23 protein-coding genes are annotated in these 26,139 nt (G+C 45.6%); 7 read left to right on the top strand and 16 right to left on the bottom strand.

The window, feature by feature from the left end; genetic code table 11:
• Window positions 1-89: 89 nt before the first annotated feature.
• From ASD24_RS27705 to ASD24_RS27665, 9 genes are all read right to left on the bottom strand, one after another.
• Window positions 90-863 (bottom strand): ABC transporter ATP-binding protein, encoded by a 774-nt coding sequence (locus tag ASD24_RS27705; RefSeq protein ID WP_056703040.1) that lies wholly within the window; start codon window positions 861-863, stop codon window positions 90-92.
• A complete protein-coding gene (locus tag ASD24_RS27700) occupies window positions 860-1,660 on the bottom strand; it encodes an ABC transporter ATP-binding protein (RefSeq protein ID WP_056703038.1) in 801 nt (266 codons plus the stop codon). Before ASD24_RS27700 ends, ASD24_RS27705 begins: the two co-directional genes overlap by 4 nt.
• Window positions 1,657-2,511 (bottom strand): nickel transporter permease, encoded by an 855-nt coding sequence (gene nikC / locus ASD24_RS27695; RefSeq protein WP_056703035.1) that lies wholly within the window; start codon window positions 2,509-2,511, stop codon window positions 1,657-1,659. The genes ASD24_RS27700 and nikC overlap by 4 nt, the downstream gene beginning before the upstream one ends.
• A complete protein-coding gene (gene nikB, locus ASD24_RS27690; protein WP_056703033.1) occupies window positions 2,508-3,455 on the bottom strand; it encodes a nickel ABC transporter permease in 948 nt (315 codons plus the stop codon). Before nikB ends, nikC begins: the two co-directional genes overlap by 4 nt.
• Window positions 3,455-5,005, bottom strand: coding sequence for a nickel ABC transporter substrate-binding protein (nikA, locus tag ASD24_RS27685; protein WP_056703030.1), 1,551 nt, complete (start codon window positions 5,003-5,005; stop codon window positions 3,455-3,457). Before nikA ends, nikB begins: the two co-directional genes overlap by 1 nt.
• Before the next feature lie 286 nt (window positions 5,006-5,291).
• On the bottom strand, window positions 5,292-5,663 hold the full coding sequence (locus tag ASD24_RS27680; protein ID WP_056703028.1) for a hypothetical protein: 372 nt from the start codon (window positions 5,661-5,663) through the stop codon (window positions 5,292-5,294).
• 230 nt (window positions 5,664-5,893) lie between these two features.
• On the bottom strand, window positions 5,894-6,385 hold the full coding sequence (locus ASD24_RS27675) for a hypothetical protein (protein ID WP_056703024.1): 492 nt from the start codon (window positions 6,383-6,385) through the stop codon (window positions 5,894-5,896).
• A 17-nt stretch (window positions 6,386-6,402) separates the two neighbouring features.
• Window positions 6,403-7,797 carry a WXG100 family type VII secretion target gene (locus ASD24_RS27670; protein ID WP_056703020.1) on the bottom strand — a complete coding sequence of 465 codons (1,395 nt, stop codon included), beginning with the start codon at window positions 7,795-7,797 and terminating at the stop codon, window positions 6,403-6,405.
• 556 nt (window positions 7,798-8,353) lie between these two features.
• On the bottom strand, window positions 8,354-8,536 hold the full coding sequence (locus ASD24_RS27665; RefSeq protein ID WP_056703017.1) for a hypothetical protein: 183 nt from the start codon (window positions 8,534-8,536) through the stop codon (window positions 8,354-8,356).
• Window positions 8,537-8,653: 117 nt separating this feature from the next.
• On the opposite strand from ASD24_RS27665, the gene ASD24_RS31560 reads away from it, so the two are divergent.
• Entirely contained in the window at window positions 8,654-8,881 is a 228-nt protein-coding gene (locus ASD24_RS31560; protein ID WP_162248980.1) for a colicin E5-related ribonuclease, read from the top strand.
• Window positions 8,882-8,921: 40 nt separating this feature from the next.
• Window positions 8,922-9,347: an SMI1/KNR4 family protein gene (locus tag ASD24_RS27660; protein WP_056703015.1), complete on the top strand. Its 426-nt coding sequence runs from the start codon at window positions 8,922-8,924 to the stop codon at window positions 9,345-9,347.
• A 209-nt stretch (window positions 9,348-9,556) separates the two neighbouring features.
• On the opposite strand, the gene ASD24_RS27655 is transcribed toward ASD24_RS27660, so the two are convergent.
• From ASD24_RS27655 to ASD24_RS27625, 6 genes are all read right to left on the bottom strand, one after another.
• The gene (locus ASD24_RS27655; protein WP_056703012.1) at window positions 9,557-11,251 is read right to left on the bottom strand and encodes a histidine kinase N-terminal 7TM domain-containing diguanylate cyclase; all 1,695 of its coding nucleotides are present in this window, start codon (window positions 11,249-11,251) and stop codon (window positions 9,557-9,559) included.
• Between the two features lie 426 nt (window positions 11,252-11,677).
• Entirely contained in the window at window positions 11,678-12,442 is a 765-nt protein-coding gene (locus ASD24_RS27650; protein WP_056703009.1) for an AAC(3) family N-acetyltransferase, read from the bottom strand.
• A gap of 47 nt (window positions 12,443-12,489) precedes the next feature.
• A complete protein-coding gene (locus tag ASD24_RS27645) occupies window positions 12,490-13,551 on the bottom strand; it encodes an ankyrin repeat domain-containing protein (protein ID WP_056703005.1) in 1,062 nt (353 codons plus the stop codon).
• Window positions 13,552-13,814: 263 nt separating this feature from the next.
• The gene (araA, locus tag ASD24_RS27640; RefSeq protein WP_056703002.1) at window positions 13,815-15,239 is read right to left on the bottom strand and encodes an L-arabinose isomerase; all 1,425 of its coding nucleotides are present in this window, start codon (window positions 15,237-15,239) and stop codon (window positions 13,815-13,817) included.
• A gap of 373 nt (window positions 15,240-15,612) precedes the next feature.
• A complete protein-coding gene (locus tag ASD24_RS27630; protein WP_056702997.1) occupies window positions 15,613-16,308 on the bottom strand; it encodes an L-ribulose-5-phosphate 4-epimerase in 696 nt (231 codons plus the stop codon).
• A gap of 1 nt (window position 16,309) precedes the next feature.
• On the bottom strand, window positions 16,310-17,926 hold the full coding sequence (locus ASD24_RS27625) for a xylulokinase (RefSeq protein ID WP_056702994.1): 1,617 nt from the start codon (window positions 17,924-17,926) through the stop codon (window positions 16,310-16,312).
• 518 nt (window positions 17,927-18,444) lie between these two features.
• Between ASD24_RS27625 and ASD24_RS27620 the strand changes: the two genes are divergently transcribed.
• From ASD24_RS27620 to ASD24_RS27595, 5 genes are all read left to right on the top strand, one after another.
• Window positions 18,445-19,536 carry a GntR family transcriptional regulator gene (locus ASD24_RS27620; RefSeq protein WP_056703539.1) on the top strand — a complete coding sequence of 364 codons (1,092 nt, stop codon included), beginning with the start codon at window positions 18,445-18,447 and terminating at the stop codon, window positions 19,534-19,536.
• Window positions 19,537-19,815: 279 nt separating this feature from the next.
• Complete coding sequence (locus ASD24_RS27610) at window positions 19,816-20,904, top strand: iron-siderophore ABC transporter substrate-binding protein (RefSeq protein WP_056702989.1); 1,089 nt, start codon at window positions 19,816-19,818, stop codon at window positions 20,902-20,904.
• Window positions 20,897-21,937 (top strand): FecCD family ABC transporter permease, encoded by a 1,041-nt coding sequence (locus ASD24_RS27605; RefSeq protein ID WP_056702985.1) that lies wholly within the window; start codon window positions 20,897-20,899, stop codon window positions 21,935-21,937. Before ASD24_RS27610 ends, ASD24_RS27605 begins: the two co-directional genes overlap by 8 nt.
• Window positions 21,934-22,965 (top strand): FecCD family ABC transporter permease, encoded by a 1,032-nt coding sequence (locus ASD24_RS27600; RefSeq protein ID WP_056702982.1) that lies wholly within the window; start codon window positions 21,934-21,936, stop codon window positions 22,963-22,965. Before ASD24_RS27605 ends, ASD24_RS27600 begins: the two co-directional genes overlap by 4 nt.
• Window positions 22,965-23,774, top strand: coding sequence for an ABC transporter ATP-binding protein (locus tag ASD24_RS27595; protein ID WP_056702980.1), 810 nt, complete (start codon window positions 22,965-22,967; stop codon window positions 23,772-23,774). Before ASD24_RS27600 ends, ASD24_RS27595 begins: the two co-directional genes overlap by 1 nt.
• A 508-nt stretch (window positions 23,775-24,282) precedes the next feature.
• Here ASD24_RS27595 and ASD24_RS27590 read toward each other — a convergent pair.
• Window positions 24,283-26,136: a hypothetical protein gene (locus tag ASD24_RS27590; protein WP_056702977.1), complete on the bottom strand. Its 1,854-nt coding sequence runs from the start codon at window positions 26,134-26,136 to the stop codon at window positions 24,283-24,285.
• Between the last annotated feature and the right edge of the window lie 3 nt (window positions 26,137-26,139).

Genomic DNA, 26,139 nt, shown 5'->3' with positions numbered 1-26,139 from the left:
AAAAAGAATGCGTAAAAAGCCACTTTATAAACTTCATAAAGCGGCTCATCCAACCATACAGCTCATTCCCATTAGACTATCTATTCTATTCAGAAGATCGAAATTAGTTCTTTCGTATACGGATGGCGTTCCTCGGCGAACAACGCATCTGCGTCGAACCGATCCACGATCTGACCATCCTGCATGACCATCACCTGCTGACTCATTCGGTGTACAGCAGCCAGATCATGTGAGATGAACAGATAAGATAACCCCAGTGAGGTGCGCAGATCGGTCAGCAATTGGAGAATGGCACCTTGCGAGATGACATCTAGACTCGCTGTCGGCTCATCCAGTACAACGACGTCAGGCTCAATGCTGATGGATCGTGCAATCGTTACACGCTGACGCTGACCTCCACTCAGTTCATGCGGATAGCGTTCTGCCAGCTCTCCCGGAAGCTCAACAGCCTCAAGCAAGCGGCGGATATAAGCTTCTTTGGATGTATAAGTGAAATGGGACAGCTTGGTATTATGACCCAGCTGCTCATAAGGATCTATTAATGAATCTGCAATTCTGAGCTTCGGATTTAGAGCTGCAGATGGATTCTGGAATACGATCTGAATATTGCGACGATAGGGGCGCAAGCGGCGTCCAGCTAGCCGAGCAATGTCCTGCCCACCAAGCAGAATCTTGCCATGATCTGCGTCTTCTATCCGGAGTAGACAGCGGGCAAGTGTGCTTTTACCACATCCACTCTCACCAACAAGACCCAGGCATTCACCCGCTTGTATTGAAAAGGAAACGTTCTGGATTGCTGGACGTTCTGCGCCAGCATATGTGCGGCTGAGGTCTTCCACACGAAGTACGGGATCGTTACTCATTCCACTCCAGCCTCCTTCAAGCCTGACTTCAACGAGCGACTCAGGACGGGAGCCGCCTCAATCAGCTTACGTGTATATTCATGCTGGGGATGATCAAGAATACGATGCTTACCACCTGACTCAACGATCTGTCCTTCCTTCATGACCGCCAAGCGATTCGCATAACGGCGAACGTGACGCCAATCATGCGTGATGAACAGAATGGCACAGCCTGTCTCTTCCTGTTTGCGTGCAAGCAACTCCAGCACGCGATGTCCAGACACGCTGTCCAGCGCTGTTGTTGCTTCGTCTGCGATCAGCAGCCGAGGGGATAACATCAGCGATGTTGCTATGGATGCTCGCTGAAGCTGACCACCGCTCAGTTGGAATGGGTAACGGCGAAGCAACTTTGCATCCAGACCCACCGATTGCAGTGCCTCTTCCGCACGTTTCTTGCGGACAGCAGAAGACTTCTCCCCATGCACCTTCTGGTATTCATCGAAGTGCCCACCAATGCTGCGAAAGGGCGTAAATGCCCCCTGATAATCCTGGAAAATGTAAGAGATGCGGCTTCCCCGCAGGGCGCGCATCTGCTTCGGCTTCTGTTCAAGCAGATTGCTGCCTTCGAACAGAATACGCCCTGATGCGTGAAGGTTGGGCGGCAGGAGCTGACCAATGGCCTGCGAGAGCAGGCTTTTGCCACTACCGCTCTGTCCAACCAGAGCCATGAATTCCCCTTCGCGAACAGCAAGGGAGACGTTGTTCACGATGGTACGATCTCGACTGGAGATGCTTAAATCCTCAATGGAGAGAATCATGACTGCACCTCCTTTTTCACATCGAACCGATCTCTTAGATAGTCGCCCAGCATGTTCGCGAGCAATACAATCGATACGATCGCAAGTCCCGGATAAACCATCAACTCAGGTCGGGATTGGAAGTAAGGACGTGAGTCGTTCAGCATTGCACCCCATTCAGGTGTTGGCGGCTGTGCACCAAGTCCGATATAGGACAAGGAAGAGATAAGCAGGATGATTTTGCCCAGATCCAGACTAGCCAGTACAAGGACATGACCTGCGATATGCGGAAGCAGATGCCTCCTCATGATGCGTCCATCCGATAGACCATTGGTTTTTGCTACACGGATATAATCCTTCTGCGATTCTGATAGAACGGTACTCCGAACAAGGCGTGCGTAGCTAACCCATTTTACGATAACAATGGCCAGTACCAGATTGCCGATGCCCGCACCCAGCAGTCCGCTCAATACAATCGCAACGATCGTGTCCGGAAAGGCGAGGAAAGCATCCGCAATTCGCATGAACAGCTTATCAATCCAGCCGCGTTTGTAGCCAGCGATTAGACCAAAGGGAATACCAATTAGCAACGCTGCACCAAGAGCAAGCAGGCTATACCCAAGTGTCTGGCTGCCACCAAGCAGCAGGCGGGTCAACACATCGCGCCCAAGGTGATCTGTACCGAGCGGATGGAGCGTGCTAGCACCTTGCAATCGTCCTCGTAAATCGGTGAGGGTATGATCATGTTTAAGAACTAAAAAGGCATACAAGGAGGCCGCGATGACCAGCAACACAAATAATAGGCCGATAATCGCCTGCCAGCTGTGCTTTTTGGATTTAGTGACTGAATTACGTAGGGATATCGTTTTCATCGAAGGGCCTCCTTTTCCTTGAGTTTCATTTCAGGATTCAAATAACGGTAAGATAAGTCAACGAATGTATTCACAACGAATACCACGATCGCCATGATCAAAATATAACCTTGAATCAGCGGATAGTCCCGCTGACGAATCGCATCCACCACCAGCTTACCGATGCCTGGATAAGCGAACAACACTTCAATAACCACAACCCCGCCAATCAAGCTGCCTAGGCTGACGCCAAACACGGTAATGACCGGCGGCAAGCTGTGCCGGAACGCATGAAGCAGGAAAATCCGGGCTTCGGATAACCCTCTTGCCCGAGCAGAACGCACAAATTCTTGGCTAAGCGAGTCCAGCAAACTGGAGCGCAAAAGACGCACATAGACGCTGGAGATTGCAAGTCCCAGCGTCAGAGAAGGTAGAATCAGAGAGGTGAATCCATCTCGACCCATCGTTGGCAGACTGCCAAAGCGTACGCCGAACATGTCAATCAGGATCAAGCCCAGCCAGAAGCTAGGTACCGCTGCGCCAACGATGGACAGCATACGGCTGAGCTGATCAATCCAGCGACCCCGATGCAGTGCTGACAGAGAGCCAAGCGGAATGGCGATCAGCAGCATCACCAGCAACGCACCAATGGTCAGCTCCGCTGTAGCCGGGAGTGCACGCATTAACGTCTGCATCACCGGTTGACCTGTGGAGTAGGATACACCGAAGTCGAGCCTAACGAAATCAAGCAGCCAGTTACCAAACTGCACGGGAAGGGAGTCATTGAAGCCCATTTCCTCTCGCATCGCTTCGACCTGCTCCTGACTGACGGATAGTTCATCCACATTCAGGATCGTCAGTACCGGGTCACCGGGTGCAAGGCGGATGAAGAGAAAACTCACAAACATGATGAACAGTAGGAAGATGAATACCTCTAGAAACTTTCGCAGGACAATGCGAAACATTACATCACATCCAGCTTATTGGTAATCATGTAATACTCACTGCGTGTTGTGACCCAGTTCTTAATCTTCTTGCCGTTATATGCCACAATCGTTGCTGGATGCAGTACAAATGAGTTCAGCACATTATCATGCACATAATTTGCCGCTTGCTCGGCAAGCTCGGCGCGCTTCTCCGGTGCAACTGTGAGATTTAGCTCATCGATGATCTTCGTCAGTTCCGGCTCTTCCGATCCACTAAAGTTAAGCGCACCCTTCGGATGGTATGTAGCATTCAGGTAGTAACCGGCATCTCCACGCGGAGCGGTTAAATTACTATACGTAGCGATATCCCAATCACGGTTGGACGCCATATAATCCTCAGGTGTATCGATCTGGCGAATCTGAACGTCAATGCCAATCTTCTTCGCATCGGATTGGAACACTTGAGCAATCAATGGTAGATCTGCACGAGCAGAGTACGTTAATAGCGTAAGTTGCAACGGTTTGCCGTCTTTGCTCATCACGCCATTCTGCAGCGTGTAGCCCGCTTCGCCCAGATATTTAACAGCAACATCCGCTCCAGACTCTGTTGTTGCGTCCGTGTAGGTTGGTGCGAACGGCAGTGATGGTAAGAATGGGCCAACCGCAGGTTCACCGTAACCTAACAGGATCGTGTCCACGATACCCTGACGGTCAATAAGTGCATCTAGCGCACGGCGTACATTCAGATCCTTGATGCTCTCCCGCTGCATGTTCATCGTCATCTGATGCACACGGAACGTCGAGGTGGATTCAACCTTCATACCGTCTAACGTTTGCAGTGAATCAAGACTCTCCACCTCTGGGCGATATACGATATCAACCTGTCCAGACTTCAGTGCAAGAGAGCGGGCATTCGCATCTTCATTAAATGAGAATGTCACGGAGTCGAGCGGTGAAGCTCCGTCCCAATACGCATCGTAACGATCCAGCTCCAGCTTACTGCCTGGCGTAAAGGAAGTGAGTTTAAATGGGCCTGTACCCATCGGCTTGTTCACAATGTCCGGCTCACTTACATCAATAATGGCCGTGTTTGGATTCACTAGCTCGGAAGCAAACTCCGGAAATGGCTGTGTTGTCGTGATCTCCAGTTTGTCGCCTTCAGCTTCAATCGTGTCGATCTTGAGCGCATTCTGAATGGCTACATTTTCTTCTAACGCGCGTTCGAGCGAGGCTTTCACTGCTTCCCCCGTCATTGGCTTACCATTCTGGAACGTCACATCATCTCGCAGGTCAATCGTCCAGTGCTGACCATCTTCACTCTCCCAGCTCTCCGCGAGCCATGGTGCAACTGTCAGATTCTCTTCATCCAGACGCACCAGCGTCTCCGTAATACCCGCGCGAAGCGGTACATAGCTTGAGTCCACATGAGGATCCAGTGAACGGGTAGAGAAGTTATATAGGAAGTGTACGTTTTTGTCGGTGGATGATGACTGTGCAGCAGGACTGGACTCAGATGATCCACAAGCGCTCAACAATCCAGCGCCCAAGGCCAGGGAGACTAGCACCAGCAAGGGTGACTTTATATTCAAGGTAATGCCCCTCTCTCTTAATCGTAATCATTATGATTTGTAAACAATGAGTATTATCATATCGTAATGATTACGTTTTGACAAGCGATAGTTTGGTGACGAAATGCCAAAAAATCCGTCTCTCTAATGAGAGCGGATTCTTCATGTTTTTTGTTACATATAGAGGGGTTGAGGGGTAGTTAAAAGGAGCCTATTAACGCTCAGCCAAAACTAGATTCAGATTTAGAATATATGAAGTACCGTGTCTTCAGTAATGAAGGTATCGGGCAGAACCTTTTGTAAATTCTCAAATCAACCCTGCCATATCCTTCTCAATAAAATCTCCATCTAGTAATTCATAAGGCCAATCATAGATATCCGGGTTCTCCCTGCAATGCGAATTAATGATAAGTTGACCGTTAGCTCGGAGAAAGATTACGCCAGATTCACTATAAGTCAGTGCCATATCCTCATCTAAACTTTCTTTTAGAGTATTGATCGCTTGAAATAGGACTTGTAACCCCTCTTCAGGTGAACGTGAAAAAACAGAAATAGTGATACAGTAGTTAATATTTAAATTAAGCTCTTCTCTCGTAAAACTTACTAATTCATCATCGTCTTGTACATTTGCCGAGAAATTAGGGTTCGTAATTGAGTAATAAGCCTCTTTGTATTTCATATGAGTCTCCTGAGAGAATTCTTTCAGAGAACTCAACAGTAATTCTGCTACTTGTTCAGTGTCATTTTTATAAAATAGGTATAATGATAAGTCGATACTATTCCCTCCGGAGGAGCTGGCAATGTTACGCTTCTTTTGTCACTCCTCTACTAACACTTGCTCTAGTTTGTGTTATTAATTCTTGCTATACCTTTGGAAAAAGTATTCATGGATTACCTCCACAATATTTCCTAAGTGTTCAACCCTTCTAAATCTAGCGGTTTCATCTCAAGGAATTTATCATACCAACTATTTAACGGAATATGAGCGCTCCCTACTACATTCAGTTCTCTTGGTTTAAGTATGACCAATCCCTCTTTTTCAAAAATTTGTATGAATGGTTCATATACACTTAGATATTGTGTATATGCTTGATTCTTATCAGCAAGCTTAGCTAATTGTACATAGTGTTCAAATACTTTATAGACGTAAATATTAGTGCCATGCGCCCCCATTGCTTCTACGTTGCAATAATCGGAAATTTTCACTTCTTCCGCGTCTCCCAAAACAGTGGCAATGTTAGCTATAAAAGGAGGTACCGGTGTAGTGGAGTTTCCCTTGTAAAAAAGAGCTAATCTTCTTAAATATTCGCGTGCTAGATCAGCCACTACTTCTGAAGAGTTGCTCCCTACCCGCCCCCAGTTTATATTATTAATTCTTTCTATTGCTTTTTGTAAGTTCATTATAGTCCACCTCAAGTTCAATATTTATCTGGATCATCAAAAAGATGCTTTCTGACATCATTTCCAGGATCATATTCTGGAAATGGTTGAGGATTCGGGTCAGTTTCATCGGCCTTATCATGTGCATTCTTTGAGGGTACAACTTTAAATGTCTTATTGTCAGAGTCCCACGTAGATTTATCTCTTAAAGGCAAAGGATCAGAAATAATTTCTCCCTTACTGTTCCTAACACCGAATTCCATTATATCGCTTTCTTTTAATTCATGATTCGCAGTTTGCCTAAACCAGTCCTTTTCTGCTTTAGTCAGTTCTCTTACCTGTGCCTGCTGCCAACCGAAAGCGATATCTTGATCTCCCTGCATGTATAACTTTTTATAAGGCTTACCCTCTACAGATAAATCGTGAACAGTCAAAAACAAGTGTTTTTTCATTGCTGAAACTTCCGTTTGTGTCAGTCCTGTGTTTTTGGATACTGTTTCTACATCATCTAGGCCTATCTTCCTTATATCAATGTATTTTCTCTCAATAAAAGCTTGAAATTCATCTTCTGGAGGTATTATATATTGTCTCATTTTAACTGGGTCAGTTATATACTTGCCTAAACGAGTACCTTCGGCTTCATCAGTTACACCAGCTGAGGGCTTCTTTAAACGGTTTTCTCTCTTCGCCTTGGCAGCCTCTATATTCTTCTTCATATCCATTACAACTTTACTATTTGAAGGCAATCGATACTTTCCTTTGCCACCAGGGATACTTCCACGAACCATTTGAATTCCCATGAATATCTGACTTACTTTCAGAGAAGCAACCATAAGCTGTGCATAATTCTCTGAAACAGGCTCACCCGAAAATGGATTAATCCCCAGTTCAAAGGCCTCAATTTGAAGTGCATAAATATCTTCCCCAGGTGGTTCAACATGAACAGCTTGCATTTGATTAAAATCCAAGTGCCCCTGATCCTTCTGATACGCCTGAAGAGAAGCCTGATCTGCAACACCGTTCTCATTGACAGGCAACCACATCAACTTCCCATACATATTAACCTGTGCCATCCGGTAGCCCTTATCATCTGAACCAGTACCACTTGAATTGCTCATCATAGCTGCCGCACCTAAAACTCCGGCTGTACCACCTAGACTCACATTCTGAGCATCTGCATCCTCAAAACGCGTTGCAATATCCTTTAATTCCTTGGAGGTCTGAACCATTCTGTCTAGGGCTCTGTCCAGTGTAGAGCTTGATCGTTCAAACTCATAGTAAAACTGCTCCTGTGTCGCGCCCGTCCACATCATACGAATGAACATGATCTGTCGTGTCAGTTCACCTCGTATACTTTCCAGTTGTTGTCTGGCTTGATCCACCTGATTGGATACGTAATGTAGTTGCTCAGGGGTAACTTTGATTGTATTCATACGCTTCTCCGCCCATATAAAGTAGGATTATCCTATGTTATCAGAAGCAGAGTATGTAGAACATCCAGCTAAAATCCCGATTTTACCAAGGTAGTAATATAAACTCTGATCCTCATCAGTGCTATGGTTCTATATGCATATAACTACTTCTAGGCAACCTCTAACATTTCAGTAGACATCTCTTTTACTTGCCCGCTCCTCACACGATACCTAGAATCTGCTCCATAGCCGCCTTTCTCTACAAAGGTTCAAAAGGGGAAGTTTGAAGTATTGAACTTTTAAGATTCTGTGAAACTACATTTAGGTTTCTTGGCCAAAAAGAAAGAAGAGTGGGTACTAATTCAGTCTAGACAGCACTCTTCTTATGCATGAATACATTTATACAATCCTTGGTTTCACTCATCTACAACTTAGTATACTTCTTAGCAGTGAGGATCCCTGGATACGATGTCTCTAGAGTTTCATAGGCTATGTCTATCTCATCACCGACATTAAATTCAGACAGATTAACACCACTAACCCAATATCCTTCGCTATATTTGTTGGATTGTATTAATTAAATAGTATCTTCCTCAAGATCGTCTGTTGCTAGATCACTAATGACAAGAATTCTATTGTTTACTTGGTCAATATCTTTTACCGTTCCCTGAACAGACTGATCCTCTGAACTTGGAATACCGCACGCACTCGAGAACAACAAGAAAATAAAGATCAACAAAACCTTAGATGCTCTGCCCATGGATACCCCCCTCTTCTTTACTGATTAGCCCAAGCTCTTAAACCTGCATCACTTATATCGATTGGTTCCTGTTCGGACATATATTCAGCAGTTGCCAAAGGAAATGCATACCCTCCTGTGATAATTTCGCCATGTTGCCTTCTAATAGCTCCACCCTTTTCAATTAAAAGAGGGATTGACCAGAGAAAAGGACAAAATAATGCACCTGTTACTGTATTTTATCATCAAGATGGGGATTACGTTGTCAGAAGAAACGATAGCGGGGAAATTATCCAGATAAGTCAGGTAGACGACCCCATTTGGAGCGCATACTGGTCAGATGATGATATAAACTGGAATAAATAGAATCAAAGTTATCGTTATCTATTTAAAAGGAGTGAAACAATTGTCAGATAATAATAATTGGAGTACAGATTATCCTCCCGTTAATATTAATACAGTAAGGATCGTTGAGAGGAAGTGGGGGATTCGATTCCCTTCGGAATATATCAGTTTTATACAAGATTACCACGGTCGAGAGCCTACCGAGCCGACGCTAAATATTAGTGAAAAAGAAGTGGTGCTTTCTTACTTTTTAACCTTTATCGCATTTGATGAACTTGATATTTTGGATGTATATAATGAGCAAAAGGGTAATCTTCCCCCTAAACATTTTCCTTTTGCTATGGATAAAGAGAGTAACTTATTTTGTTTCAACTTCAATGACACTAGGCAACCGTCTATTGTGTATGTAGAAACGATATCTTCTTCAGAACCTTCGGTATATAATGTGGCAAATAATTTTACTGAGTTTATCCAACAATTTAATTAAATAATCAAGCTTTTTAGTAACACGTATGGCTCTTGTTTTAAATCCGTCATAGGGAAGGACAAGATTACCTATTTAGTACATGAGAAAAACAAAAGGCTGTCTACGATCTAATATCATCATAGGCAGCCTCAAAAATAGCCTATAGTTTTGAAACATCGGCAAAGTATTAACAATGCCTTCTGTCATTTGTCTTTTACATATCTTCTTTCCTATACCACTCCCCGCTCTAACACCCCAAACTCCACCCGGTTCCGCCCATTCTGTTTCGCCTGATACAACGCCTTATCTACCGCAGCAAAGAGCTGCGTCAGATACCCCTCTGCATTCTCTGGTACATGCGCATAGGCAAAATCCTCAATCGACAGAATACCGATACTAATCGTTGTAGACACCTGTTCAGTCCCATGATCCACCATGACTAGATTGGACTCCACCGCGAGTCTTACGCGTTCAGCAATAACATTCGCTAAGTCATGTTCGGTGTGCGGAAGATAGATCATGAATTCCTCTCCACCATAGCGGGTTAGGATATCCGTACTCCGAATCGATTGTCTAACGGCCTCTGCCGTGCGCACGAGCACTTCATCCCCAATCACATGCCCATAGTGATCGTTAATCGCCTTAAAATGATCGATGTCGAGCAGTAGTAGAGAGAATGGCGTCCGGTACTGAATGTTAGTAATAACCTCATGATTCAGATGCTGGGTCAGGTATCGACGGTTGTAGCACTGCGTCAGGCTGTCGGTCAGCACCAGTTCTTCCAGCTTACGATTGGCCTCGGACAACTCCTGACGGATCAGATCCAGCGAATGATTACGCTCCCGAAGTGTCTCATACTGCCAATTCAACTCTTTCACATAATAGCGCTCCTGCGAGACATCCTGAAAAGTTAAAATATGACCGATGGGCACAAGCATCGAATCAACAATTGGGGACGATTGCATAATAAAATGGTTTGCCTGGTTATTCCCCTCTACAATCACCTCTAGCTGCGATAGAACGATTTTCTTCGCCCTATATTCATACAGAAACTTCTGGTGATTGCCTTCTACACGAACACCACATAGAAATGCCTCCATATCAAATGAATCCCCTACATGCATATCCATAAAGGACCTGGAAGCTTTGTTCGCTTCAACAATAATCTCATTCTCATCCAGAACGAGGATGCCATAAGGAATCGTGTTAATCACATCCTCATGGGCAATGGAGACCAGATCGAACACGTTATACCTTTTGATAACATAGACGAAGAACAGATCGGATAGGAAAATGCCGAGGGAGGTCATTCCGGGAATGATCGGCAACCACGGACTCAAGATCACATTCAGAATAGCATCAATAGTTGCAAAAACAGCTAACACCAGAATACCCCTGAGGGTGATTCTTACCTGATTTTTGATCATAGTAGGTGTCTTAGCTGAAGATAGCGCGCGGAATAAAATGACGAGGGAGGCTAAGAAATAGCTCACCAGAATAGCCATCACTACCCAAAACCAAGGCCCGTATGCCCGCTCAATATAACCGCCCTCTAGTGGAATAACAAACTCATGCCATGGATTGGCAACCACACCTACTGCTCCAATTAAAGCTGGGACAAAAAGCAGATACGCCCCTTTGGTACTCAATCGCTCTGCGTAGCCAGTAATGAAAATCGTCAACAATAGCCAGCCACTCCCTAATAGAGAGACAGCGACAAAAGACAACGTAACGTAGAACAATTGCAAGCCGGGATCATCCGTTAACGTAATCGCAAACTGACAGAATGGCCACAATATCATCAACCCGTGAAACAGAAAATACACCTTATGTAAGTTCGTAATTCTAGCGGTAACAAATACATACACACCTACACCAAACAATAGGACAAATAACAAGAGATCATACCATACTAGTGGGTTCACGAACCTTCTCCTTCTTGGATGCGACAATGACTACACAGTTACTCAGCAAATAGATCTAAAATACACCTCAATTACATCTCATACGTTGCCAAACTTCACGACTTCGCTAACATCTATATTGGATACTTCTAAAATAATTCTATTTACGTTCTGGTTAAATTAACCACATATTATCACACCACAGATAGGGTGAGTAGCCCATTCGTTGGAAGTATGACCAACCTCTGATTGAAATGCTGATCTATTTTGCACTTTTGTGAATGAATCTGACTGCTCCACGGAAAAACCGCCCCAGTTCAGCAGAGCGGCCACCCTTACATTGCTTTATCCTCGAAGATTCGAAATTCGGAAAGATCTGAACACTGCTCACCAAAGCACTTCCACTACCCACGCAAAATCCGGTGGTCAGCCTCCCTCATTAAGGATTTATCCTTGTGACAAAGGCTCATTGTCCGAGAATAGATCCGGGTTATCTCTCAACATCTCCGTCAGCACCTCGGTTGTTCTGGCAGCATCACACACGCTGGCGACCGCATCGCCAAAGCCTCCTTTGTGCATCGCACCTTCTTGAACAAGCACCTCATCGACTTTCCAGAAATGCTCTGACCAAGATAAACCGCAATGTCTGCGGGAAGGCACCGGGATTTTAGTTCCATCTGGCAAAACGGTGTACAACATCTCGTGTTCATCAGTCATTCTGCCTGGAATGTCGACCCACTCCTCAATACCATGGATAAACGTATTTCGTTTCAAATCCACGCCCACGAGCAATATTGTTGCCTTGCGATCAAGCAATTTTCCCCATGCCGAGCCCCGCGCACATGGCGTATCGTAGAGATGATCGTCCTGTGTGAACGCCCGTGCGTCCTTACCTAAAGCAGCTACAGAGTGTGTAGGATGCCAGGATCGTACAACGTCAGTACGCTTGCGGAACAGCTCTGGTAGAATCCCTACACAACAGGGATAATTTTCCACGTGGAACAATGGATTACTTTTGTTAATGGTAGACCATGTATGCGTAGGCAAAACGAGCAATCCATCCTTCATATATTCACTCAGCGCATCCAACACAGTATCAGCGCCACCTTCCACCTCTCCCATACTTTTCATGGAAGAGTGAACAAGCAGTGTTCCCTGTTTATCAATACCGAGTTGCTCCAGCTGTTTCAACAAACTTTCTTTCGTGTGCATATCCTTCCTCCTTCATTAAGGTATAACTCTCATGGTTACCCAACTAATTATGCTTGTTGCGCACCTCTCATCATTTTGAAGATTGTTTGGTCTACACATACTTGAGCCAGATCTATAGGCGTTATTCCATCTCGATCCTTAGCATATAGATCCACACCATATTCTAATAACACTTTGATAGCATCGGCATTTTCTGCACTTACAGCTCTATGTAACGCCGTTTGCTTACAATCGTTTCTACTTTCTTGATCAGCACCGTTATTTAAAAGAAATCGCATCGCGACCACATTATTATAATCAGCAAAATTATGGAGCGGCGGAAATGGCTTTCCCTCTTGATTCACATCACCGCCTGACCTTAAAATGCCTTCTAACAGATATTCATCAGTACAATGGCGTGCAATAGTGAATCCCTTTTTACCCACCTCTTTTTGATAAACTTCTGGAAAATCAGACTGAATATAATTCACAATATCTTGTGAATGTTGAAAAGCAATTTCAAGAGGTGTCCGCGTAAGTGCACGTTTACCTACAGTCGCCCCTTGCTCAGCTAACAGCCGAAACGCCTCTATACTATTGTGCCTACTACAAAACTGCAATGAAGTACCACGATTCTTAAGCACTTTATCTAGATGGGACTTCTTGGCATTAGCTGCTAAGGTTCTGATTCTTTCCATGTCATTCATGTAACATGCGAATACTAACGTGTCTTTCACTTTCTCCGCCTTTAACGATTGTTGCAGAACTTCCTTTCGCTCTTCTTCTACAGGTTTCAAACCATATCTCTGATACATAGTTAACTCCAAAGCATCCATGTCATAAATTTCAGGATTCATGTCATTTACTAATCCATACTCCATCAAGATGCCCTTGCTCACCTTAATACAGAGAACACCCTTTCCTTGCATAATGTCCGTATTCTTGTTGATGTACTTATCAAATAAATGGATCGTCATATCTCCGTCATACGAGAAATACTGATCTTCTATCATGCGATAGTACCCACTCGTAAATGCATTTTGAGTACCTAAAATTAAATATGTATATGTTTTCTCACTTAATATTGGGTCATTAACTATCGCATTGACTAACTCCTGTATATCCTCCATCGAAAATAACTCTCCGTTCCGATTGTATTGTGCCTTTCTCACGAATCATTCCAAGTAAACTACCTTCTAGGAACTATTATAGCAAACTCATCCTAGTGCTCTTAGCCGTAGAGGAATAAAAATTAACTAGATTTCTCAACATAACACTAAACCACTCCTAAGCCACCTACTAAACGAAGTCATAGCATGATAAAGAGCCGAGGCTAACCCCCGGCTCCAATATAGTTGATCGATTATGAATTCATAATTTTATAAATACCACATTATTTAATAACAACGTAATCCAGGTTCACGAGCTTCGCGTACGTGATGATCTGGTCTGTTGTCAGGTTCAAGGATACAACCGTATGGTGACCGCCACCATTTTCGATCCATGCCTTCACTCCGTCTTGGAAGTTTGGCTTAACGCTCCAAAGCACACGTGCTACTGGCAGATTAGGTGCTGGAACTGTCGGCTCGAATGCAGACACTTCATTGATCAGCAATTTGTAGTGGGTACCGAAGTCAGCCATCGATACAACTACGCCTTCGCCTGCTTTACCGTCGAATACAAGACGTGCTGGATCTTCACGATCGCCAATTCCCAGTGGTGACACGATAATTCTCGGTTTAGTGCTAGCGAGTGTTGGATCAACTTCAAGCATGTGAGATTGCAGGATTGCTTCTTGACCAGCTGCCATCTCGTACGTGTAATCCTCCATGAAGCCTGTGTTTTCATTGTGAGCCATGATTTTCAGCAAACGGTCGAGTGCTGCTGTTTTCCAGTCACCCTCACCAGCGAATCCATAACCTTGAGCCATCAGGCGTTGTACTGCCAGACCTGGAAGCTGCTTCATGCCATGCAGATCTTCGAAGTTGGTTGTGAAGGCACTATATCCACCTTCGTCCAAGAAACGTTTGATCGCAATTTCATAGCTTGCTTGCACACGCACACTTGCTTCCCATGCTTCCTTGCTGTTCGTACCATAGTCGAATTCATACAACTCTGCATATTGAGCAATAAGATCATCGATTTCTTGCTCAGTTACAGCATTCACATACTGAACGAGATCACCGATACCGAAGTAGTCCACTGTCCATCCGAACTGGATCTGCGCCTCTACTTTATCGCCTTCCGTTACACCTACGTTGCGCATGTTGTCACCGAAACGAGCAACTTTGAGGTTATACCCTTCGTTATACGCTACCGCTACGTCCATCCAATCGGCAACTTGTTGCTGTACTTCTGGGCGCTCCCAGTAGCCAACGACGATTTTATTTTGTTTTCTCAGACGCGCATTGATGAAGCCATATTCCCGGTCACCGTGTGCCGCTTGGTTCAAGTTCATGAAGTCCATATCGATGGTAGCCCATGGAATGCTCTCATTGAACTGGGTAGCCAAGTGAAGCAGCGGCTTTTGCAGCAATTTCGTACCACGAATCCACATTTTGGCTGGAGAGAAGGTATGCATCCATGTGATCACACCCGCTACTTCGTCACGGTAGTTCACTTCTTTCATAATGCTCGTGATTTTATCTGCGCTTACGGCCAGATCCTGCAACACGAGTGGGTATGGGAGCACGCCGCTTGCGTTAAGGGAATCCGTAATCTTCTGTGCATTCGCTTTAACTTCACCCAGTGCTTCTTCTCCGTACAGGTGCTGTGAACCTACGACAAACCAGAATTCTTTCGCTACTGTTGCTGACATGTAATCATCCTCTTTTCTTTGTTTTTATAGTTGATTAAATGGGTTTACACCTAGCCACTCCGATTGCAGTACCATCTTTCGATCGCTGTTACCCCCAGATTTTTCTGATTCCCTTCTCCAAAGGGGAAAATCCGGGGATAAAGGCGAACGCTCCGCTTCTACAGATTGGTTCTGCACTCTTCGTTATTGGTGTAAAAAAGTTATGCAACTTTGGGTCGTGCAGGTTGTATAAACCAGAACAATCCCAGCCCAGTTCCTTCCGAAATAGCTTTCTTACAGAAAGCATTAGCTTCGCTTCTTCAGATCTCCCTTTGTCGACTACATTCTCGTAAAAATGCATTTAAATCTATGAGCTTGTGACCTCTTAATAGGCTTACTTCTGACCGTAGTACGCATCCTTGCCGTGCTTCCGCAGATAGTGTTTATCCAGAATGCCCTGTGGCAATTCCTTTGCAAAGCTATTCAACTGGCGCGCGTACAGGTTCATTTTGCACACTTCCTCTAGTACGACGCTGTTCACGACAGCCGATTTAGCGTCTTTGCCCCATGTGAACGGTGCATGACCATGCAGCAGGACAGCTGGAATCGCCATAACATCCAGTCCGCGCTGTTCAAATGTCTCAATAATGACGCGTCCTGTCTCCGCTTCGTATCCACGGTCAACCTCATCCTGATTCAGGAAACGTGCACATGGTACAGCTCCGTAGAACGTATCGGCGTGCGTTGTTCCCATGACGGGTACGTCCAGACCTGCCTGCGCCCAGATGGTTGCCCATGTAGAGTGCGTGTGTACGATACCGCCAATTTCCTTGTAATGCTTATATAGAACGGCATGGGTTGCGGTATCCGAGGAAGGTCTCATCTCCCCTTCAACCACGTTACCGTCGAGATCGACGACAACCATGTCGCTAGCTTTCATTTTGTCATAGTCGACTCCGCTTGGTTTAATAACGAACAGACCGCTTTCACGATCAACTGCGCTGACGTTACCCCAAGTGAATTTCACCAACCCGTGCTTCGGCAGTTCCAGATTGGCCTGGAATACCTCTTCCTTCAGTTGCTCTAGCATGTTATTCCCTCCCGTTCTCTACCAGATGCTCAACAGCTGCGTGCTCAATCGCGAGTCCACTCCGGTAGCGTTCGATAAATGCTTCGAATCCCTTCACATCGGCTGCCTCCGGTGCCACTTCGACACCTTCCACATCCTTGAATACCTTCTGCTCTAGGAAAATATCCAATGTCTCCTGCTCACCTTGGTTGATCAGATACGAAGCGAGCAATGCCATACCCCATGCGCCGCCTTCGCCAGCTGTGGACATGACAGATACCGGAACGTTCATCGCTGCCGCTACAATTCGCTGCCCCACCACAGGCGTTTTGAACAGACCGCCATGTGCCAAAATGCTATCAATAGCCACTTGCTCCTTCTCGGTAAGAATATCCATACCGATCTTGAGTGCGCCAAAGGCACTGAACAGATGCGTACGCATAAAGTTCGCCAGGTTGAACTTGCTCTCTGGAGAACGGACAAACAATGGGCGACCATGCTCCAGACCTGTAATATTTTCACCCGAGTAGTAACCGTAGCTGAGCAATCCGCCGCCATCTGGATCAGCCTCTAACGCCTTGTTGAACAACACGCTGAACAGTTTGCCGGAATCCACCTCGATACCCATTGCCTCAGCGAATTCACGGAACAGTCCGATCCACGCATTAATGTCACTGGAACAGTTGTTGGCATGCACCATGCCGACCGGGCTACCATCTGGGGTAGTTACCATATCAATCTCGGGATACACACTGGACAATTCCTTCTCAAGTACGATCATCGCAAATACGGATGTGCCGACGGAGATGTTCCCTGTACGTTTCCGCACACTGTTCGTCGCCACCATACCCGTACCTGCATCACCCTCTGGCGCGCAGAGCGGAATACCGGTAACCAAGTCCCCTGAAGGATCAAGCAGCTTGGCTCCTGCTTCATTCAATTCACCTGCATGTTCACCTGCGAGGTATACCTTAGGCAGCAAGTCCTCTACTTTCCACGGATACCCTTTGCCAGCGATATGTTCGTTGAACTGGTTTACCATGGATGGATGATAGCTATGCGTAGCTTCGTCAATTGGGAACATCCCGGATGCATCACCGATTCCAATCGCTTTATTGCCTGTCAGTAACCAGTGGATGTAACCTGCCAGCGTAGTCATATAATCAATCTGAGGCACATGCTCTTCTTGATTCAAAATGGCCTGGTACAGGTGGGCAATACTCCAGCGTTCTGGAATATTGAACTGCAACAAGTTGGTTAATTCCCGCGCTGCTGCTCCAGTAGTCGAGTTACGCCACGTCCGGAACGGCACCAGCAATTCTCCTGCTTTATCTAGCGCAATGTATCCATGCATCATCGCTGAGAACCCGATCGATCCAATCGTTGTCAGCGTAATGCCGTACTTCTGCTGCACATCCTCTTTCATCTCGCGATACGCCGTCTGTAGACCTGTGATAATGTCCTCTTGGTTGTACGTCCAATATCCATCTTTCAGCAGGTTCTCCCACTCATAACTGCCCGACGCAATCGTCTCAAAACGCTCATCGATCAGCACCGCTTTAATCCGCGTTGATCCAAGTTCAATCCCAAGTGAGGTAGCTCCCTTGGCAATGGCTTCTTTAATATCCAGATGACTCATAATTCCGCGTATCCCCTCTCTGGTCGCCATTCACGTGCGAAGGATAATATCTATTAGATGTTGTTGAAAACACACTATTAAGAAGCATCTTAGAAAAATGCTGCTTCACTTACGTTAATGGCTGTAATCCACACTATGATTCAGTTCCAAGCATCCCTATTTACACGATTCCTCCCCATCAGGGAGTAGTGTCATGCTCTCTTTTGCTAAGAATGCGCTTTCCTAATCTGACAGCCTTAGTATATTTTTTGTACGTACATTTGTCAATTATATATTATAGTTATACTTACAAAGACCACATATTGATCTGTATCCTGCTATTATAGCGTCTTGTAGACAGATAAACGGGTTATGCTGTAAGGTACACATCAACTGTATCTAGCCTGAAATGTACGCAACATTGCGAAAAATGTACAGCTTCATTCTCATCTAAATCAAATCATGCTAGAATATGTACGTACAACTATTTGAACTCTAGACGTTAATATAGATAAGTCATGATGAAAGAAGTGGAATATGTGAAGCCTAAATACCAAGTCATTATTGATGATATAAAGAGCCATATCCTCTCGGGAACGTATAGCATAGGCGAACAGATTCCTACAGAATCAGCTCTGCAAGACAGCTATAATGTAAGTCGCCAGACGGTGCGGAAGGCCATTCTTGAATTGTCTAACGAGGGATTTTTGCGAAGTGAAAAAGGTTCAGGAACCTATGTAAGCAATCAGTATCGCTCTCGCTCAGGTGGCAACACGTCGAAGAAAACGATTGGTGTCATTACGACGTATATCTCAGACTATATCTTTCCATCCATTATCCGTGGCATAGAGAGTCGTCTGAATGAGGATAACTACTCGTTGTTGCTCGCCAGCACCAACAATGATGTCGCTCAGGAGAAAAAAGCACTTGAAATGATGCTCTCCTACGGCGTCGATGGTCTGATCGTCGAACCAACCAAGAGCAATCTATACAACCCGAACATCGCGTATTACCTGTCATTCAAAGAGCAGGATGTGCCCTTTACGATGATTAATGCGTTCTATGAAGAACTGGAGGTGCCTTTCTTCTGTCTGGATGATGTGCAGTCTAGCTATCTCGCTACCCGGGAGATGATCGCGAAAGGTCATACCCAGATTGGCATTATTGCGAAGATGGATGATTTACAGGGCAAATACCGGATGAAGGGATACATCAAAGCGCTGGGTGAAGCAAAATTACGTTTCCATCCCGAGCAGGTGCTTTCGTTTGATACAGCATCCAAACCTGAGTTGTCCTCCAATGTGACTGCGTATCTGAACGAAAATAGGGATTCACTCACCGCAATTGTCTGCTACAACGACGAAGTGGGACTTGAAGTGGTGAACGCCTGTCGGCAACTGGACATCTCCATTCCGCATGAGTTGTCCATCATCGGTCAGGATAATTCGTACATTGCTAAGAACGCTAATATCCGGCTCACCACGCTAACCCATCCCCAAGAGCAAATGGGACGTGATGCTGCCGATTGGGTGATTAAAAAGCTGCAAGGCAAAAAGGATCTGCCAACAAATACCTACTATCAGCCCATATTGGTAGAAGGTGAAACGGTGAGGGAGATCGAGGTAGAATAATGTAGAACCGAAACCGCTCGGCAGGTATATCCTACTTGCCCTGCGGTTTTTTTATTTCCCACAGGCTAGGTTATGGAATTGATTAACATCCATATTTTTCATTGACACCCTCTCCAGAAAAGCGATATATTTATTGACGTTGATAATCATTATCATAGTTAGAAAACGTTTTATTATGTTCTTATTCGAATTTCCACTCTTTAATCTTCCATGTTTAGCTACATACGCCGGAGATTCAGCACCATCCAATACATTCAAGGGTTCAGGAAGGGGAAACACATGAACACGAAGAAAAAGCTATCGATCGGAACACTCCTTATCTCACTTATGCTGATTATGGTATTAGCCGCGTGCGGGAATAAGCCAGAAGAACCTGCAGCTACGCCTGCTGTAAGTGACACCACAGCAACTGAAACAGAGACAGCGACACCTGCCGCTGAAGATGACAATGCAGGCTATCCAATTACGATCAAACATGCATTGGGCGAAACCGTTATTGAAGAAAAGCCTGAGCGTGTAGCTACTGTACAATGGGCGAACCATGACGTTGTTCTTGCACTTGGACAAGTTCCTGTGGGCTTCTCTGCCGCAAACTTCGGTGTACAAGATGACAGCGGACTTCTGCCTTGGACGGCTAAGAAGCTCGAAGAGCTTGGCGTAACTGATCCAAACGTATTCATGGATACAGACGGCCTGGACTTTGAAGCTATTTCTGACTCTAACCCTGACGTGATCCTTGCTGCATATTCCGGCATTACACAAGAAGACTATGATCTCCTAAGTGAAATCGCTCCGGTAGTCGCTTATCCGACAGCTCCATGGGCAACAACATGGCGTGAACAGGTTAGCCTGAACGCTGAAGGTATGGGTATGAAAGCAGAAGGCGAACAACTGATTAAAGATACAGAAGACATGATTAATGAGAAGCTCAGTGCATACCCACAGATCAAAGACAAAAAAGTGGTATGGGTTAACTTCTCCGCTGAAGACATGTCCAAACTACACATCTATACACCTGTAGATTCCCGTGTTGCTTTCTTGAAGGAGCTGGGACTGGTTATTCCAGATAGCATCACTAGCCACATTACCGATCCTAACAGCTACTCTCTGAGCCTAAGTGCAGAGAATGCAGAAGCTCTGAACGATGCGGATATCCTCGTTGGTTACGGAAATGCTGAGTTGTTGAAAGCTATTCAAGCTGATCCACTTCTAGGCAAAATCCCTGCGGTTCAAAGAGGCTCTGTTGCATTTATTGAAGCAGATACACCTCTGGTTGCTGCAGGTACACCAAACCCACTGTCCATTTCCTATACCATTGATGATTACCTGAAACTCATTGGCGCAGCGATCGACAAGGTCAATGAATAATACATCCGTTTCGAATGATAACCACATACGAGCACATATGCCCAGGAACTTCATTCTGGTGTTGAGCATTTGCGTGATTCTGCTCGGTGCAACTCTAATTGCCTCACTGGTCTTCGGCTCTCGACCAGTGAGGTTTCATGAGTTAATCGACGGATTATTTCACCCGGAAGTAGACTCCTATGGAGCAAATATTGTGCGCAAGCGGATTTCGCGAACAGTCTTCAGTTTGTTATGCGGAGCCGCTCTTGGCATTTCAGGAGCACTGATGCAATCCGTAACTCGGAACCCCCTTGCTGACCCGAGCATATTAGGCGTCAATACAGGGGCTTCCTTGTTTGTGGTTTTTGGTATCGCGTTCCTGAACATCAGCAGTGCTAATCAGTATATCTGGCTAGCGCTCGCCGGGGCTGCAATTACGGCTGTGTTCGTATTCGGTATTGGCTCCATGGGACGTGGCGGAGCCACGCCCATTAAGCTTGTTTTGGCCGGAGCGGCTATCAGTGCCGCACTTTCTTCCCTCGTCACTGCCATTATGATTCCACGATCCTATGTCATGGATCAATTTAGATTCTGGCAAGTTGCAAGCGTGGGTTCCGCTACTTGGAGTGGAATCAGTACATTCATTCCGTTCCTTATTGTAGGTGTGATCATTGCATTGCTTACGGCTCCCGCACTCAATGCACTGGCGCTAGGCGACGATGTTGCAACAGGACTCGGCGTTCGAACCGGAACGCTGCGCTTCATTGCCGCACTTGCAGGGGTTCTATTGTGCGGAGCAGCGACAGCTCTTGCGGGACCGATTGGCTTCATCGGCTTGTTATCTACACATGTCATTCGCCTGATTCTGGGGCCTGACTTACGATTTGTCATACCGATGTCGGCCGTTGCCGGAGCCATTATTTTGACGATATCCGACGTTGGCGGCAGGCTCATCAGCAACCCTGGGGAGCTTGAGGTGGGTGTCGTTACAGCGTTTATTGGCGCTCCAATACTAATCATCCTAGCGATGCGATCGAAAGTGCGATCCTTATGAGAGATCAATCCATTGAATTTATTATGGCGGGCAGACGTCACAGACGTCGCCGCTGGATACTCGTCACTAGTCTTCTTGCTGCACTAGCCTGTGCGTTATGTTGCGCTATGCTTTTACTTGGGAATACCATTTATCCGGTAAAAGATGTTATCGCCTCCCTCTCGGGGGAGAAAATCAAGGGTGTTACATTTGCCGTAAATACGATCCGTTTACCACGGATGTTAACAGGTCTCTTTGCCGGATTTGCATTCGGTATTGCAGGGCATACCTTTCAGACCATGTTACGCAATCCGCTAGCGAACCCTAATGTGATCGGTATAACGTCTGGTTCCAGTGCGGCAGCAGTTTTTTGCATTGTTGTGCTTCAAGCGAGTGGGGCAGTCGTTTCCTTAGCCTCAGTAATTGCAGGTCTGGCTACCGTGCTATTCATTTATGTACTCTCTAGAGGAAAAGTGTTCTCCATTGGACGGTTAATTCTAATCGGAATTGGAATCCAGGCGATGCTTGATGCGGTCATATCCTATCTATTACTAGTTAGCTCCGAAAAAGATATTCCGGCTGCGATTCGCTGGCTTACAGGCAGCCTCAACGGTTCTCAGATGAGTGCACTGCCGCCTCTGGTGATTACGGTATTCATCTGCTCACCGATTATCATTCTGTTAGGTAAACATTTAAGCATCCTGGAGCTTGGTGAACAGTCGGCATTCTCGCTCGGCGTGGACACGGACAGAACTAGAATTGCTCTGATCGTGAGTTCTGTTTGCATGGTTGCTATTGCTACAGCAACTACAGGCCCGATTGCCTTTGTCTCCTTCCTTGCCGGACCAATCGCGAAGAGGCTCGTTGGTGCGGGTGCGTTAAACAGCATTCCCGCAGGTCTGGTTGGCATTAATCTCGTTCTAGGCGCAGATCTGATCGGGCAGTTTGCTTTTGAGTACAGATTCCCCGTAGGTGTCATTACTGGACTAGTCGGAGCACCGTATCTGATCTTCCTGTTAATGCGAATGAATCGAAAGGGGGAATTATAATGAAACCAACACATGTGTTCGAAGCCAAACAACTTGTTGCTGGATATGACAACAAAACGATCATTCATGGCGTCGATCTGGTTATTCCCAGCAATAAAATAAGCGTGATTATCGGTTCTAATGGTTGTGGTAAATCCACGCTCCTGAAAACGATGGCTAGGCTCATTAAGCCGACATCTGGCAGTATTACGCTGGATGGCAAAGCCATCGGTAAGATTCCGCCCAAGCAATTGGCTCGTGTAATCGGTCTTCTCCCGCAGTCTCCCATTGTTCCAGAAGGTATTTCCGTTGCCGACCTCGTCGGTCGAGGTAGATTTCCACACCAATCCTTGTTTAGTGGTTGGTCGAAGAAGGATTACGAGGCGGTTGCCGAAGCAATGACCCTTATGAATATTACCGAGTTCGCCAATCATAACATCGACGAGCTCTCCGGCGGTCAACGTCAGCGTGTCTGGATCGCCATGGCATTAGCGCAGCAGACCGACATTCTGTTTCTGGATGAACCGACGACGTTCTTGGACATTACCTATCAAGTGGAGATTCTTGACCTGCTTACTGAACTAAATCGCACACACGGAACAACGATTGTTATGGTGCTTCATGACATCAACTTATCTGCACGTTATGCAGACTATATCTTTGCACTCCACACTGGAAAGCTTGTCGCTGAAGGCACGCCTACAGAGGTTGTTACAAGCGAGCAGGTCAAAGATATTTTTGGACTAGATTGCACGGTTATTGAAGACCCAATCTCAGGATCTCCTCTCGTTGTACCGAAGGGCCGATATCACGTTCATGGTGCTCATTAGGCTGGTTGCTTTATACATATGAGATCGAATAGCTGAAATGGTTCCGAAAATGAGGCTATGAATTTTCGTGGAATAAACCCCTGTCTTCATAGACAGGGGTTTATTCTCTTTTTGATATATAGAAATAATCTAGCTCAATCTCGTTTATTCACTTTGTTGCTTATGCTGATAGATCTTCATAACTGATGCATACAGAAATATTGGGATTAATACCGCCATATATTTTGCCGATCCTTCAATACTTGTAAACCATATTATAGTCACACTTGTTAGGATATACATGATGACTAGAAGCAGTTTAAAAGGTTTCATTGCCCATATCCTCCCATTCCTTTAAGTTACGTCATGTTCACCTATACGACTCGGCTATACTCTTCCAATGATCAGTAGATTACTTACTCCTATGCAAAAAAGAGGCTATACAAGCTTAACGCCGTATATCCTCTTCTCTATCCATTTTACACTATTTAACCAGAAATGGTAACCCGGTCTTATATTAGAACATGATCTACGTTAACGTAAGAACAATCTGTTCTCCAGAACGGGTAATTTTATAGATACCCTCCTGCATGTCGATTCCGTAATGCTTCTTCAGCAGGTACTTGGCATTGAGATCAGTCTCGACGACTACCAGATAATCATAGTTGCTCAGCAGGTTGTCCATGTTATCCTCATAGAACAACACGATGCCGTCCACATGCGGTGCATACAAGAAGTATTTGCCGACATACTGCATGTAATAATTCGTAACCTGTTGGTCACGGTCGGAGCCGTAGAAGAGATACCGCTGTGTATCTTCTTGACCGCCTGCGTACCACCGATCACCCGTCACCGCATGAATTTTATAGGGAAGTGTCGTATCATAGCTATTCGCAATGGAGGCCATACCATTGTATTCCGACAATAAAATAGTGCCTGCAAGTGCCATACATGCGATGATTCCTTTTTGATAATGTCCCTTCGACTGAACCGATCTGAACGCCTTGAAGTCTGGTACTTCACCGATCCGATAGTGAAACGAACGCTCAATGTCAACGGCAGCACAGAGCACTAATCCGCCCGCAAAGAGAACGACAATACTGGAAGCATAACGTTCAAATCCAGCCAATCTCACCGCTTCATCCACCGGCATGGAGAAGAGATAGAGCGCCAGTATCCCTGCATAATACAGTAGCAACACAACATTCAGGGCAATCAGCACTTTCCACAGGTTCCACTTCTTTTTGAGAACCGTGTAAGCCACAATGGAAGCTGCAATCGCCACAAGCTGAAAGAGCACGATACCGATCACGGGTCTTGTCGTAATATCTATACTTGATTTCAAGAAGAGCGTCAGAATCTCCCACTTCTGCTCTGCCGTTTTGCCAGCTTTGAGCGCCGAACCTGCGCCCTCGAACTTGTTGTCTATTCCTTGAAACACCGTAGACATACGCCAGCTCCAGCCGAAATACGGCAACAATGCCCCAACAATTGTACCAATCACACCCAGACCGATTTTCCAGTTCGAGCGTTGCTTATTTCTAAGCCAGGTGTATACCAGAAAGATTAGACCAATTGCTGCAAAGATAATCCCCGTACTCTTGATCACCGTCAGCACACCCGCCAGCGGAAGAACAATGATGCACGCCCGCTTGAGGTCATGACGATACTGATAGATCGCTGCCAGAATGGCAAGTGCATAGATCGGAAGCAAGAAATCCACCAGCAGGTTGGTGATACGAATCGTCAGGTTGAAGAAGGACAGTGTCGATAAACCGAACCCCAGAAAGGCATACAGCAGGAATCTTTTCTTCTCTGACACCACACCAAACATCGCATAGAAACAGGAAAAGATCAGCAGCGCCTGTGCCAGCAACATCGTGGACTGGGTATGTCCCATGAACCGGCAGACGTAATAGATAAACGACGATGTCCCGAGCGGATAGTTTTTGAAATCGATCAGGTCGGAATCCGGCGTCGGAAACGCATTGGTACTGAGCATCTGCTTCAACACAATCGCCCAGTGCGAAAAGTTATCGTAGTGTGTTAATTCATTTTGGAACAGAATCAGCAAAAAGATAAACGTTCCGCCTAGAAAGCTAAGCTGGAATAGCGAGAACATGAATTGCGGCTTTGCCCCGATTCGTACAGCTTGCGCCACTGTATCTCGAAACAGCAACAGACCGATAATCAGCACCACGATGCTACCTATAAACAGCTGACCTACCAAGCCAATCAAAAATACAATGCAAGCTATGGCGGAGAAAACAAAAATCGGGATGAACTCCCAGCGCAGTAAAAGTACCTTCCGAACAAACTGCATATAACCAACAAAGGAGATTATCAACAAAACTCCCATCACAAATTGAAGCAAACTGAGCATCTC

Source organism: Paenibacillus sp. Root52 (assembly GCF_001426865.1).
Lineage (GTDB): Bacteria > Bacillota > Bacilli > Paenibacillales > Paenibacillaceae > Paenibacillus.
This window is presented reverse-complemented; position numbering and strand designations above follow the sequence as displayed.